Source organism: Microlunatus parietis, from assembly GCF_013407955.1.
GTDB lineage: Bacteria > Actinomycetota > Actinomycetes > Propionibacteriales > Propionibacteriaceae > Microlunatus > Microlunatus parietis.
Genome location: NZ_JACCBU010000001.1, coordinates 3327381 through 3340783, shown reverse-complemented (window position 1 = coordinate 3340783; position 13403 = coordinate 3327381). Strand labels below are relative to the sequence as shown.

At 69.8% G+C, this 13403-nt stretch carries 10 protein-coding genes and 2 tRNA genes; 6 read left to right on the top strand and 6 right to left on the bottom strand.

What is annotated here, in order from left to right; translation table 11 throughout:
* Positions 1-107: 107 nt before the first annotated feature.
* Positions 108-719: an ATP-binding protein gene (locus BKA15_RS36415; RefSeq protein ID WP_179752412.1), complete on the bottom strand. Its 612-nt coding sequence runs from the start codon at positions 717-719 to the stop codon at positions 108-110.
* 844 nt (positions 720-1563) lie between these two features.
* Between BKA15_RS36415 and BKA15_RS16115 the strand changes: the two genes are divergently transcribed.
* A complete protein-coding gene (locus BKA15_RS16115; RefSeq protein ID WP_179752410.1) occupies positions 1564-3291 on the top strand; it encodes a sialidase family protein in 1728 nt (575 codons plus the stop codon).
* Here BKA15_RS16115 and BKA15_RS16110 read toward each other — a convergent pair.
* Positions 3282-4259, bottom strand: coding sequence for an NAD(P)H-quinone oxidoreductase (locus BKA15_RS16110; protein ID WP_179752408.1), 978 nt, complete (start codon positions 4257-4259; stop codon positions 3282-3284). The genes BKA15_RS16115 and BKA15_RS16110 overlap by 10 nt on opposite strands.
* 78 nt (positions 4260-4337) lie before the next feature.
* Between BKA15_RS16110 and BKA15_RS16105 the strand changes: the two genes are divergently transcribed.
* Together BKA15_RS16105 and BKA15_RS16100 are read left to right on the top strand one after the other, a co-directional pair.
* A tRNA-Ser gene (locus BKA15_RS16105) sits at positions 4338-4424 on the top strand.
* 31 nt (positions 4425-4455) lie between these two features.
* Positions 4456-4923, top strand: a complete 468-nt coding sequence (locus BKA15_RS16100; RefSeq protein WP_179752406.1) for a YcxB family protein — start codon at positions 4456-4458, stop codon at positions 4921-4923.
* 15 nt (positions 4924-4938) lie between these two features.
* On the opposite strand, the gene BKA15_RS16095 is transcribed toward BKA15_RS16100, so the two are convergent.
* On the bottom strand, positions 4939-6537 hold the full coding sequence (locus tag BKA15_RS16095; RefSeq protein WP_179752405.1) for an LCP family glycopolymer transferase: 1599 nt from the start codon (positions 6535-6537) through the stop codon (positions 4939-4941).
* A 392-nt stretch (positions 6538-6929) separates the two neighbouring features.
* Here BKA15_RS16095 and BKA15_RS16090 point away from each other — a divergent pair.
* The 3 genes from BKA15_RS16090 (at position 6930) to BKA15_RS16080 (ending at position 10132) form a co-directional block, all read left to right on the top strand.
* Positions 6930-7020 (top strand) — tRNA-Ser (locus tag BKA15_RS16090).
* A 308-nt stretch (positions 7021-7328) separates the two neighbouring features.
* Positions 7329-7814 (top strand): HIT family protein, encoded by a 486-nt coding sequence (locus BKA15_RS16085; RefSeq protein ID WP_179752403.1) that lies wholly within the window; start codon positions 7329-7331, stop codon positions 7812-7814.
* Positions 7815-8020: 206 nt separating this feature from the next.
* A complete protein-coding gene (locus BKA15_RS16080) occupies positions 8021-10132 on the top strand; it encodes a penicillin acylase family protein (protein ID WP_179752401.1) in 2112 nt (703 codons plus the stop codon).
* A 19-nt stretch (positions 10133-10151) separates the two neighbouring features.
* On the opposite strand, the gene BKA15_RS16075 is transcribed toward BKA15_RS16080, so the two are convergent.
* The 3 genes from BKA15_RS16075 to BKA15_RS16065 all read right to left on the bottom strand — a co-directional run bounded on the left by BKA15_RS16075 (position 10152) and on the right by BKA15_RS16065 (position 13252).
* On the bottom strand, positions 10152-11003 hold the full coding sequence (locus BKA15_RS16075) for a 5'-3' exonuclease (protein ID WP_179752399.1): 852 nt from the start codon (positions 11001-11003) through the stop codon (positions 10152-10154).
* Between the two features lie 133 nt (positions 11004-11136).
* Positions 11137-11829 (bottom strand): SDR family NAD(P)-dependent oxidoreductase, encoded by a 693-nt coding sequence (locus BKA15_RS16070; protein WP_179752397.1) that lies wholly within the window; start codon positions 11827-11829, stop codon positions 11137-11139.
* A 280-nt stretch (positions 11830-12109) separates the two neighbouring features.
* A complete protein-coding gene (locus BKA15_RS16065) occupies positions 12110-13252 on the bottom strand; it encodes a glycosyltransferase family 4 protein (protein WP_179752395.1) in 1143 nt (380 codons plus the stop codon).
* Positions 13253-13403: the final 151 nt, after the last annotated feature.

Sequence of the window (13403 nt, the reverse complement as noted above, 5' to 3'; positions counted from 1 at the left end):
GCCGAGGAGCAGGGCGCCGCTGGTTGGTCCGGGTGACTGTGTCAACCCGAAATTGGCCCCACGTTGACGGGTTTGATTTGGCCCCAGGATCCGGTGCGGGAGGTGGCTTAGCTGGGTGCGTCGTCGAGTGAGACTCGCAATGATCTGAATGCCGAGCGGTCTGACGGCCGGAGGGACCGGTGGGTATCGGTCGGGGTTTCGAGGGCGAAGGTGACGGTCGTGCCCGTCGTGCCGTCGTCGGCGATCTCAACGAGCTCGGTAGCGGGCATCCCGTGGTGATAGGTCTGGATCCAGCCGCCTGAAGCCCGGCGGTTCTGGTGGATCAGTGTGGAGCTCAGCGCCGCGACGACGGACATTCCCCATCGCGGGAGTCCGTCGGGAAGTACCGAGCGATCCGGGTTGTCGAAGAAGCGGACGTCTCTGGTCGCCATGACGGGTTTGCGGATGATGTGTCCCTGAGGGGTTCGCCGGGTGTCGGTTCCCCTGCCGTCGTCGCGGATCGACACCGACCCGTCTGGTCGAATGGTGACGGTGGCCGTGCCCACTCTACCGGCTGCGGTTGCTTCGTCGGCGGCGTAGGCAAGCACCTCCAGCATCATGTGTCGTAGACCGCCTTGGGCATAGATGGCGGGATTCTGACGGATGTGCTCGAGGTGGTCCTCGTCGACCGAGATGGCCCAGTCGTGAGTTGTGACGACCCAGGCAGGGATGTTGTCCACGCCCCTCAGTTTAGGAATCGGTGCTGTCGCGGGCTGCTCAGCCAGCGGCCTGTCTGGTGTGCGCGAGGCGGTAGCTGGTGGTTCCGGTTTCGATGATGGTGCCGTGAGCCGGTCCACGATCGCGGCGCACAGACGAGGCACGCCAGCGGTGGACCGGGGTGCGGATGTGCATGGGCACGGGGGCCGCGGAATGCGGCGTGCGGCGGCGACAACTTCCAACGCCCACCCGCGGGCCGGGCAGTTCGTCGAGTGTGATGTTACGAACCGATGAAATCGATTTCTCCCGTTCGTGGTGTCACACTCGACGATGCTTGGAAGTCCTGGGTCGGGCTCTCGCGCTTGCCGGGTGAGATCGCGCCGCGAGTCCGGGTTTGCTTGCCACTTGGGTCCTGGGTCGTCGCGCGGCGCCGGCTCGGGCCGGAGTAGCGCGAACGGCCGCGGCCCGGCGCAGGCGCGACCGTCTGGCCGGAGTGGCCGTCGCGGTGGCGCCCACGCAGGCCCGGCCGGATCGCGGCTCCCGCCGAGTGGATGAATCGGGGCACGTTCGGCCCGGGGCCTGCCCTTCGCTCGGCGCGGCGCTTCGCGTGCTGGGTGGCGAGAGTGCGGCCGCGCCACGCTGGGATCGACCGGGTGATCCGGACCGGCGACGAAGAGAGTGGCGGAGCTGGTGGCGGCTCATCCGGTGCCGGGTTGAGTGACCGGAATCCAGCTGACTCTGCGGATTTCGGGTCCGAATCGGCCTGATCCGAGAATGCCGGCTGGATTCCGCTCGCGCCCCCTTGGAGCCGAAGTCGGCCAGGTCCGATCTGTCGCCGACCCCTGGCGAGACCGAGAGCCTGTTGACATGGAACGCAGTTCCAGATCAGGCTTGATCATTCGGCACTATGGCGGGGAGGCGATCATGCTCGGGTTCAGGGGTCGGTTCGGGGTCGGGGTCGCGGCGGTGGCCACGTTGGTGCTGGCTCAGGCGGTGATCATGGCGGGGCCGGCAGCGGCGGCGGAGACGGCGGCGCCGCGGACGTTCGACAGCGAGCCGTTGGGGCAGCCGCCGGCGGGGGCGACGGTGCAGGGTTCTGTCGCGGTGGTGAGCAAGCTCGGCGGATCGGGGCGTGCGGTGCAGCTGACCGACAACACCGCGAGCTTGCAGACCAAGGCGTACTTTCCGGCTCCGGCCGTCAACTCCCGGCACTACGAGTTCGATCTTGCGGTGACCGCCTGGCAGAGCGCGAGCCTGTTCGCGATCCGGGGCAGCGGAGACAACCCGGGCCTGGGCGTGTTCCGGTTCATGATCACCGCCAACGCGTCGACGACCGTGATCTCGGTCTACGACGGGTCGGCCTGGCGCACCCTGGCGACGGAGCCGATCAGCATCCGGAACACGTACCGCAGATTCAGTGTCGACGCGACGGCCGATCATGCCGCGGTGTCGCTGAACGGCAACCGTCACTCGACGACGATCAAGGCTTCGGCCGGCTCGCCGATCACCGGGATCGAGTTCGTCTCGGCCGGGACCGCGCCGGTCGGCAGCGCGGCCCAGCTGGACAATCTCGTCATGTACTCGACGGTCGTCGCGCTCGATCCGGTCGGCACCCAGATCCGGTTCCCGGACGTCACCAAGCTGCAGAACGGTGATCTGGCCGTCGTCTACGACAGCGGGGCGGCGCATACGAACGCCAACGAGGACATCAAGTTCGTCACGTCGAAGGACGGCGGCGTCAACTGGAGCAGTCCGCGGGTGATCGAGGACGGGATGTTCGGTGATCAACATTACGATGCCCGCGATCCCAAGATCAGCAGGCTTTCCGACGGTACGTTGCTGGTCAGCTTCTTCGTCACGGAATGGCTGGCCGGTGGCGGCAGCAAGCAGCACGGCACCCACGTGATCCGGTCGGAGGACGACGGTGCGCATTGGAGCGAACCGGTCGAGGTGGACTCGGCGATGGATCCGGACGTCTCCGGCGGCTGGAACGCGAGCCACGGCGCCGCCGTTCAGCTGCCGAACGGCGACGTCCTGATTCCCTTGTACGGAAAGGTTCCCGGCGACGCCACGTCCAGGGCGACGGTGGTCCGCAGCACGGACGGCGGGCGGACGTTCCACCGGGCGAACGAGGTGACCGTCGGGTCCGGCGGTGACGTGAACTTCCAGGAACCCAACCTGTCGGTGCTGCCGGACGGCTCGCTGGCCTGCCTGATCAGGATGGCCTCGGCATCCGGAGGCGGGATCCCGGCCCGGCTCAGCCGCTCCAGCGACGGCGGCCGGACCTGGAGCACGCCCGCGATCACGGACATCTACGCCTCCTCACACCACCAGTTGGTCACCTCGACCGGAGCGATCCTGCTGACCTGGGGCGCGATCACGCCGTCCACCCGTCCGACGTACGGACAGTTGATCAAGAACCCGGCCGGATCCTGGGACGGCATCGGCGAGATCCGGCTCTACGACACCACCCGGGGCGATCAGGCCAACCCGAGCAGCGTCGAGGTCTCGCCCGGACGCTTCCTCACCCTCGGCTACGACGTCAGCCGGCGCACCCTGACCGCGGTGTTCAGCACCGTTGCGAACTACGACTGAGGCAGCAGCAGGACCTTGCCGAGGTTGTCGCCGGACTCCAGCAGCCGGTGGGCGGCGGCGGCCTCGGCCAGCGGGAAGGTGGTCTGTGGTGCCGGCCGGATCCGGCCGTCAGTGATCGTCGGCCAGACCCGCTCCGCGACCCGGGCACAGATCGCGGCCTTCTCCTCGACCGGGCGGGGCCGCAGTGAGGTGGCGTGCACCTGACCGCGCTTCGCCAGCAGTCGGCCGAGGTCGAGGGTGCCCTTGCGGCCGCCCTGCAGCCCGATCACCACCAGCCGGCCACCGGTGCCGAGCAGCCGTACGTGATCTTCGAGGTAGCTGGCACCCATGTTGTCCAAGATCACGTCCAGTCCGGCGCCGCCGGTGATCGACTCGACGGCGGCCGGCCAGTCGTCCCGGTACGACAGCGCATGATCAGCACCGACGGACCGGCAGTAGTCCAGCTTCTCCGGCGAACCGGCCGTGGCGATCACCTCGGCCCCGACCGCCTTCGCGTACTGGATCGCGAAGGACCCGATCCCGCCCGCGCCGCCGTGCACCAGGAACCGCTCGCCGGCCCGCAGCCCGACCAGGTCCAGATTGGCCAGGACGGTCGCGGCCACCTCGATCAGGCCGCCCGCCGTGACCAGGTCGACACCCTCCGGCGGCCGGACGACCTGACCGGCCGGCGCGACCACGTACTCGGCATAGGCGCCGCCGGCCAGCAGCGCGACACACGGGTCCCCGGCCTGCCAGCCGGACCCATCGGGCCCGAGCGCGGCGACCGTCCCGGAGCACTCCAGCCCGAGCAGCGGGCTCGCTCCGGGCGGCGGCGGGTAGTGACCCTGGCGTTGCAGCAGGTCGGCCCGGTTCACCCCGATCGCGGTGGTCTTGATCAAGATCTCGCCCGCACCCGGCACCGGTTGTTCCCGCTGCACCGGGCGCAGCACCTCCGGCCCGCCCGGCTCCGCCACCTCGATCGCCTGCATGATCTCAGGCTGTCACACACGATGGTTCCCTCGACCATTAGGATCGACGATGGTCCGCCGGGCGCAGCTCGGCGGCCGGGCGAGGTCGCATAGTGGACTAGTGCAGGCGCCTTGAAAGCGCCCGAGCGGGAAACCGTTCCGTGGGTTCGAATCCCACCCTCGCCGCTCAGACTGTGGAGTGGCCTAGGGTAGGCCCATGGGTGAGCAGGATGCGCGGGCCGCCAGCCCAGGAACCGAAGTGCATCTGCTCGCCCCGAAGCCCCCGGTCAGGGCGTACGCCATCGCGGCCGGAGCGGCCGTCGTCGGAGCGGGCCTGATCGTCGCCGGTACGGTGAGCGCGCTGCAGGTGGTCCTCGTGATCGGCGTGATCGTGCTCGCGCTCGGCCTCGCCCTGGCCCTGGTCGCGTTGATCATGGTGCTCCGGCTGACCACGACGGTGATCATGGACCGCGACGGGCTCGAGGTGCGCCGGATCGGTCACCGGCAGAAGATCCCGTGGTCCGACATCACCTCGGTGAAGACGACCCGACATCACTTCATCGTCGTCGCGAACTCCGGCGGCACCGAATTCGTCAACCCGCGTGACGGTGAGGACAAGACCGTGATCGCGCTGATGACCGCGATCCGGGACCGGCTGGACGCCAACCGCGGCTACGGCAGCTGAGCCGCGCCGCGCGGCTCAGCCGTTGTACTTCGGCCTCGCCGTTGCGGCGATGTCGGGCCGGAACGCGCAGGAGTCGCCGGCGTCTTCACTGGCCTCGGACGGCTTGTCGCTCGGCTTGTCCGACTCCGGATCCGACGGCTCCTCGGACTGCTTCGGCGGATCGGTCTCCGGGTCGTCCGGTTCCTTGGTGGTCTCCGGATCCTCAGGTTCCTTGCTGGTCTCGGGATCGCCCGGCTGCGGGTCGGCCGGCTTGGGGGTCGACTTCGGCTTCTCCTTCTCGGTCTCGCCGATCGACTTCCGTACCTGCTCCCGCATCAGTTCGAAGTCGGGCCGGTAGACCAGGAAACCGTTCTTGCCGTGCTTGAAGACCAGGCTGCGGAGGTTGCCCTGCTGCGCCCGGCTGGCCAGCTCGACCATCGCCGGCAGCATCTCCTGCGGCACGTCGGTCTGGACGATCTCCTTGCCGGCCTTGGCGATGTCCTCGTAGCGGGTCAGCAGGGTCGCCGGGTTGGCCTGCTTGACGATCGCGTTGATCACGCAGCGCTGCCGATCCATCCGGCTGAAGTCGTCGTACCCGAACCGTCCGCGGGCGTACCAGAGCGAATCCTCACCGTTCAGGTGCTGACTCGGCCCCGGCGTCAGGAAGTCCTTCGGCGGGATGCCGGCGTCGGAATCGCCGCCCTTCGGGATGTAGAAGTTGACGTTCAGGGTGAGTCCGCCGAGGGCGTCGATCAACTCCTCGAAGCCCTTGAGGTTGACCAGGACGTAGTAGTCGATCTTGAGACCGAGCGCCTCGCCGACCGAGATCTTGACGACGTCCGCGTTCAGGTTGTCGGTCTCGCCGAGGACGTCCTTCGGCACATTCGACGGTACGTTCTCGTACATCGCCGTCAGGCAGTACTCGAGATCGTTCGGGTCGCCGTTGGTGAAGCCGTCCGGGTAGTACTCGTGCAGCGGCGAATCCTCCGGGAACGGCATGTTGGCCGTGCACCGCGGCAAGCTGATCAAGGTCGTGTTGCCGGTGTGGGTGTCGATGCTGGCGACCATCACCGTGTCGGTCCGGATGCCCTGCCGCTTCGAGCTTCCGTCACCGCCGAGCAGCAGGACGTTGAGCCGCTTCTTGTCCTTCCACGGGTCGTTCTGCCCGCCCTTCGGATCGAAGCTCGGCCGGGTCGCGCTCTTGTTGTCGTCCTGGCGCTTGAAGACGTTCGCCACCAGATCGGCCTGGTCGTAGCTGTACCGGGCCGCGACCGCCATCGGCGCCGCGACCGCGAACGCGAGCACGCCGACCAGCAGTCCGCCGGCGATCCGCTGCGACTGACTCGGCAGGTTGCGCAGCGCGAGGTGCGAGGCGATCACGACGACGACCCAGGCGAGCCCGATCACGACCGCGACCACGGAGACGATGTTGAGGGCCTCCGGGGTGACGGCGATGCTGGCCATGCCCTTCGGATCGACGACGGCCCACAGGCAGAGCGTGACCAGGCCCATCACGAACACGCCGAAAACGGTGAAGCCCGCCTTCTTCCGGCCGGCCGCGATCAGGCCGGCGCCGGGGATGATCGCGCCGAGAATGGTGAACAGGACGGTGCGCCGGAATTCCGGGGTGTCCATCGTGCGCCGGTTGCGCCGGTTCCGTGCTGCGGTACGCCCTCGGGGTGACTGGCCGGAGCGGGGTGACTGGCCGGAGCGAGGCGACTGGGGGCGGCTGCCGGAGCGCGATCGTGACTGGCCTTGCCGGTTCCGCGGGCGGGCCGGGCGGGCGGACTCGGGCAGGTCCCAATGCCACTGATCCTGCTCATCCACCACCGAACCTGACCCCCAAAACCCTGATCCAACGACTTGAGACCCGCCCAGCCTAGGCGGTCGCGGCAGCAAAGCCGTCACGCCCTCCGTCACGTCCCGCGGACCGCAGTTCCTCGGGCGACACGGCACCAGTCCAACGACACTTTGCTTCACGAGGTTCCCGATCGGTACTCTTGGGCGGTCTCGGCGCTGCCGAGTCGGGAGGCGTCGCCTAGTCCGGTCTATGGCGCCCGCCTGCTAAGCGGGTTGAGGGTTCATCCCCTCTCGCGGGTTCAAATCCCGCCGCCTCCGCCCTAGCTAAGGGATAACGCCGGGTGGCTCCACGTTCAGGAGTCACCCGGCGTCCTTCCGAAACCGGCCCTAGTCTCATTTGTAGTCTCAGTTGTCCTCTCCGCTGGTCCAGAGCAGGCCACCCACGCGCCGCGCAACGTCACGCCGGATCGGGTCGGTGACGTGCTGGTATCGAGCAGCCATGGCCGAGGTCGACCAGCCCATGATCAAGGGCGGCCCTCCGGGCCGCCTGCGGTCGGGCCGGCGCTCTGGCACGCCGCCACTCTGCCCGGCCGCCTCGCCGTCACGAACCAGGTAGATTTCGGCCGATGTGGCGGTCTCATGAACCGGCGGGGTATGTCTGTCCGTTCTGCGTCCTGCTGGCGGGCGGCTCGACGCCGATCAGCACGCCGGACAACGTGGTCTACCGGGACGTGGCGACAGCGGTAATCGTTTCGCCGCACTGGTGGGAGACCAACCCGGGCATCCTGCTCGTCGTGCCGATTGATCATGTCGAGCACCTCTACGTATTGCCGGACGCGTTGACCGGGCCACTGCTCGCAACATGTCGCCGCGCCGCCCGCGCCCTGGTCGAGACCGAACACTGCGAGGGCACATCGCTGCGCCAGCACAACGAGCCAGCCGGGAGTCAGGACGTGTGGCACCTGCACCTACACGTTATTCCACGTTGGATCGGGGACGCGTTCAATCAGGGTGAGCACCGGCTCCGTCCGGTAACACTGGCCGACCAGCATGCCTTCGCTGCTCGGGTCCGGGAAGCCGCGTGCTGGCGGGACAACATCGGCCCTTGGTGAAAGACCGAGTGCCCCGATGGATGGCTGGTACGTCGCGTTGCCCCGTTGCCGGTCGACATCGGAGAAGTCAGAGTCGGTGCCATCTGTCTGATGCAGGTCATGATCGGTCACCAACCGGGTCGGCGTCGGTCCGACAGCCTGACCCAGTCTGACTGCGCCGGTGCGACGACGGCCCGGACCCATCGACTCTGACAGAGTGGCTCGGCATGGCGACCGAACTGTTTCGTGATGATCACGGCATTCCGCACCTGAGAGCCGATGATCATCTCGCGCTGGCGTACGCTCAGGGCAGGGTCACCGCCCATGATCGGGGCTGGCAGATCGAGGTCGATCGGCTCCGCGCCGAGGGGCGGCTCGCCGCGCTGGTCGGGCCGTCCGGTGTCGCCTGGGACGTCTTCGCCCGCCGAGCCAGGCTGGCCGACACGGCGCAGCGTGCGTACGACGCTCTCGCCGAGCCCGAACGGGCGTGGGTCGATGCCTACAGCTCCGGCGTCCGCCGCGGATTGGGTGAGGTGACCGCCACCGAGTTCGCCACCCTCGCGGATCGGTTCGGCGATCGGTTCGAGCCCGGGCCGTGGCCGGACTGGGCGCCGCTGGGCATCCTGCACGCCAACCACGTCCTGTCCGGCAGCGTGGGGTCCGTCCTCTGGCGGGCTCATGTCGCCGACGCGCTCGGTGCCGCCGCGGTCGACCTGTTCACCAGCGAGGACCCGGCGGCCGGAAGCAACGCCTGGGCGCTGCACGGATCCCGTACCGCCTCGGGCCGGCCGGTGCTGGCGGGCGATCCGCATCGGGCCATCGGGTTGCCAGGCGTCTATCAGCAGATTCGGTTGGCCTGTCCGGAGTTCGACGTGGTCGGCCTGGCCTTCCCCGGCGTGCCCGGGATCGCGCACTTCGGGCACACCGGCAGCGCCGCCTGGGGCATCACCAACGCCGCGGCTCATACGGCCGACGTGTTCCGGGAGCGGCTGCGGCGGAGCCGGACCGGCTTCGAGGCGTACGGTCCGGACGGCTGGCAGCAGGCCGAGGTGGAGCGGAGCGTGATCACGGTACGGGGCGGTGACCCGGTCCCCGTCGAGGCGATCGAGACCGTACGCGGGCCGGTGATCACCGACCTGCGGCAGACCGGCGGGCAACTGACCGCCGCCAGCCTGCGGTCGCCGGCCCGGGCCGAGGCGGACCTCGGCTTCGCCGTGTTGCTGCCGCTGCTGCGGTCCCGGACCGCGGCGGACGTCGTCGCCGCCTTCGGATCCTGGGTGGAACCGGCGAACCGGCTGTTGGCCGCCGACTCCGCGGGGACCGTGCTGTCCGCGACCGTCGGCCGGCTGCCGGATCGGCCCGCGGCGGAGCGCCTGCTACCCCTGGATGCCGTGACCGTCCGACCGGCGGCGTCCCGGCGGCTGCCGCCCGCGGTCGTCGTCATCGATGCCGCCGTCGATGCGAACGAGCGCCCGGACCGGCCCGAGATCGACTTCGGCGTGCACTATCCGGCGAGGTATCGGGCCAACCGGATCCGGACCCTGTTGTCCGACCTGCACCCGGCCGCGGTGGACGAGCTGGAACCGATCTGGAGTGACACCGAGCTCGGGTCGGCGCCGCCGCTGCTGGCCCTGCTGCCGCCGCCGGACCGGCTCACCGAGACGGCGCGGGCGGTGCGCTCGGAACTGCTCGTCTGGGACGGACGGATGGAGCCCGACAGTCCCGCCGCCGCCCGGTTCGCGGCCTGGCGAGCGGCCCTGGTCCGGCGACTCGTGGACGATCCGGTGCTGGCGCCACTGAGCCGGCCGCACGGCTTCGGGGCGATCTTCGATCCCGTCATCTCCGCACCGACACGGATCGCCGCAGCCCTGCCGACGCTGCTCACCGAGTCCCGGATCGGACTCGCCGTGGAGACGCTCATTGCGGGAGCGCTCGAGGACGCGGCTGCCGGTCCGGTGCAGGAGTGGGGCGAGCGGCACACGTTGCTGCCGCTCCATCTGCTCCGAGAGGTCGCCGGCCTGCCCGAAGCGGCCGTGCCCGGGGCCGACCTCGCTCCGGCGCTGGCGGGCGACGGCGACACCGTACGGTGCACGGCCAGCACCCCCGGGGTGAGCGACCGTTGCTCCCGCGGCTCGGTGGCCCGCTGGGCCTGGGATCTGGCCGATCGCGACCAGAGCCGGTGGAGCGTGCCGTTCGGGTCCTCCGGTGATCCCGTGTCGGCGCACTTCGCCGATCAACTGGACGGCTGGGTCACCGTCAGACCGACGCGAGTGGTGACGGATTGGTCGCGGCTGCGGCCGGACGACCGGTGGGATCCACCGGGTCGAGGACGCCCTTGACTCCTGGACAGCGTCCGGGTCACCAGAGGCCGAGCGCCTCGACGATGATCGCGGCGGTCGGCAGTTGCGGGCTGGGCCGGCGTTCGACGAGGCCGCCCGGGAGCGGGTGGTCGGGGCGGAGCCGGATCATGGAGCGCCAGCGGAGCGCGTCGGGGAGGGCGTCGCGGACCCGGTCGCCGATCCGGCCGGTCAGCCGCCCCGAGCTCGGCAGGTCCTCGATCGTCAGGCCGCCGGCGAGCAGTCTCGCCGCGGTGACCGTGCCCACGCCGTGGACGCCGCGGATGCCGTCGGACGGGTCGCCGACCAGGCTGGTCCGGTCGCACCACTGGTCCGGCCGGACTCCGTAACGGGCCGTGATCTCGGTCGGCACGATGGCACGGTGGCCGGGCTTCCGGGCCGTGTTGAGGATCCGGGTACGGCGATCGAGGAGCTGGTAGAAGTCGCGGTCGCCGGACATGATCCAGACCTGGCGCCGTGGGGTGGCCCGGCGGCAGGCCTGCACCAGGGAGGCGATCAGGTCGTCGGCCTCGGCCGTGTCGAAGCAGAGCCGGCTCACGTCGAGGAGGTCGAGGCCGCGTTCGACGTCGGCGAGCGCGCGGATCGGGGCCATCGCCTCCGGGTCGGTCGGCCGGTGTGCCTTGTAGTCCTGGTCGACGGCGGTCCGGTCGCCCCAGGCGTTCTCGCCGTCGAAGACGACAACGATCTCCGGCGGTAGGTCGAGCTCACGGACCGCGACCCGGAGCAGGGCGAAGAAGCCGAACACGCCGGTCAGATCCCGGGTCTTGTCGCGGCTGGTGATCCGGGCCGGGAAGCCGTACCAGGATCGCCAGAGCAGATTGTGGCCGTCCACCAGGAGCAGCGGAGGAGTCATCGGGCACGCATCCATCTCTCGCTCATGGTCCGCTGAGCAGAGACGGGCGGGTCGCACCGGACGCGGTGCGGTGATCCAAACGGACCTTCACCGTACGATCTCGCGCCGACAACCCGAGCGTCGACGCGCCGCCTCACGGCAACAGCCTCGGCGGGCCGCCGCACGGGAGCAGCATCACCCGGCCGGCCAGGGTGTCGTCCTCGATCAACGTGACCACGGCTGCCGTGAAGGCCGACAGCGGGATGGGCGGCGGATCGGTGGCACGCTCGGCCGCGGTGACCCGTTCGGTCGCGACCCAGTCCGGCACCAGGCAGGCGACCCGGGCCGGCGCGACGTCGGCCAGGGTCGCGGTGAACCTGATCAGCCCGGCCTTCGCCGCCGAATACTCCGGCGATGGGTGAGGCTCCAGCCCCAGGCCGGCGGTCGAGGCGATGTTGACGATCACCCCGCCGTCCCGCATCCCGGCCAGTGCGTGCTGGGTGGCGCGCATCGGCCCGATCAGGTTCAGCGTGAGCAGCCGTTCCCACTCCGCGGCTGGCGCGTCCGGGAAGTGCGGCGCCAGGTGACCACCGCCGCCAGCGTTGTTGATCAGGATCTCCGGCCGGCTGGTCTCGATCAGGTCGGCGGTCTGGCCCGGGTCGGTCAGGTCCGTCGCGACGAAGCGGCACCGCTGCGGGCCGGCGCGCGCGACCGTCTCGCGAGCACCGGCCTCGTCGACGTCGGCCACCACGACCTCGGCGCCACGCTCGGCCAGCGCGATCGCCGCCGCCCGTCCGGTCCCGATCGCGCCGCCGGTGACCACGGCCCTGCGTCCTTGGATGTCCATGGCCCTTGGCTACCAGGGGCCACTGACAGTAGATCTGGGTCAGGTCGTCCAGATGGTGTCGATGGGTGCGGCTGCCACGCAGTCACCGGTAGCCACGCTCGGTGCCGACAATCTCGGCGACCAGGGAATCTGCGCGTCCAGGGCGACCTCCGGTGACCTCATCCTGGAAGCGACGACGGTCTCGTCGCCGACTCGGCCATGTGCGCTCGCCGATCCGCACCCATCAGGTCGCCGATTCGCTGCCCCGCTCTCGCCGAGTCGCTGGGATGCGTTCGAGGGCTCAGTCGCCGGCCGCTCGGCGTACGGAGGCTGCGTGCAGGTCGACGGCCTCGGAGTAGAAGCCGACCAGCTCGGAGCAGATCGGGCGCCAGCCGCGGTCGATCACACTGGCTCGGGCGGCTCGGCCGAACGCGTCCCGTTTGGCGTCGTCGCCGACCAGGTCACGGACCCGGTCCCGCATGATCATCAGCTCGCCGGGCGGGTAGAGCCAGCCGGTCCGGCTGTGGTCGATCAGGTCCAGCGGGCCGCCGGCGGCGGGGGCGACGACCGGTACCCCGCTGGCCATGGCCTCCTGCACCACCTGGCAGAACGTCTCCGACTCGCCCGGCGTGACCAGGACGTCCAGGCTGGCCACCGTGCGGGCCAGGTCGTCGCCGTGCAGCATGCCGGTGAAGGTCGCCTCCGGCAGCACGGTGGCCAGCCGCCGCCGCTCGGGGCCGTCGCCGATGATCACGAGCCGTACCCCGGGAAGATCACGGAGCACGGCAAGATCATCGAGCTGCTTCTCGGCGGCCAGCCGGCCGACGAACCCGACCAGGCGCTCGCCGTTCGGTGCCAGCTGGTTGCGCAGGTCAAGATCACGAAGCTCCGGCCGGAACCGGGTCGAGTCGACGCCGCGGCGCCACATCCGGAGCCTGCCGATTCCATGATCACCAAGAGCGGTCAAGGAGGCCGAAGACGGCGCCAGGGTCAACGTCGCCCGGGTGTGGATGTCGCGGATTCGCTTCCACAGCAGGCGTTCCGCGTGCCGGAAGCCCGACCGCGCGGCCATCCCGGGCACGTCGGTCTGATAGACCGCCACCGTCGGTACGTCCAGCGCCTGGGCCGCCAGTACGCCACGCCAGCCGAGCAGGAACGGCGACGCCAGGTGAACCACATCCGGGGCGAAGTCCCGCAGCGGCGCGACCACCGGGGCGAACGGGCCGCCGGCGACCCGTACCTCCGGATAGATCGGCAGGGGTAGCGACGGAATGGTGATCACCGGCGCACCGGAGACGATCATGGGGACACCGGCCGGATCGGCCGGCGCGATGACGACGGCCTGGTCGCCCCGTTGCTGGAGGTGTTCGAGCACCCGGAGCACCGAATGCACGACACCATTGGTCTGCGGAAGGAAGGACTCGGCGATCAGCGCGACCCTCATGGTGCCGAGCCTTGCCGCCCGGACGGACCGGTGGGCAACGACCGCGTGACATGTCGGGAACGACCGCCCGTCCGTTCGGCGACCGGCCCTTCTCGGCGCCCGTCAGTTTTTCACGTTACGTGAAAAACTGGCGCTTTACGCGAGAAGCTTC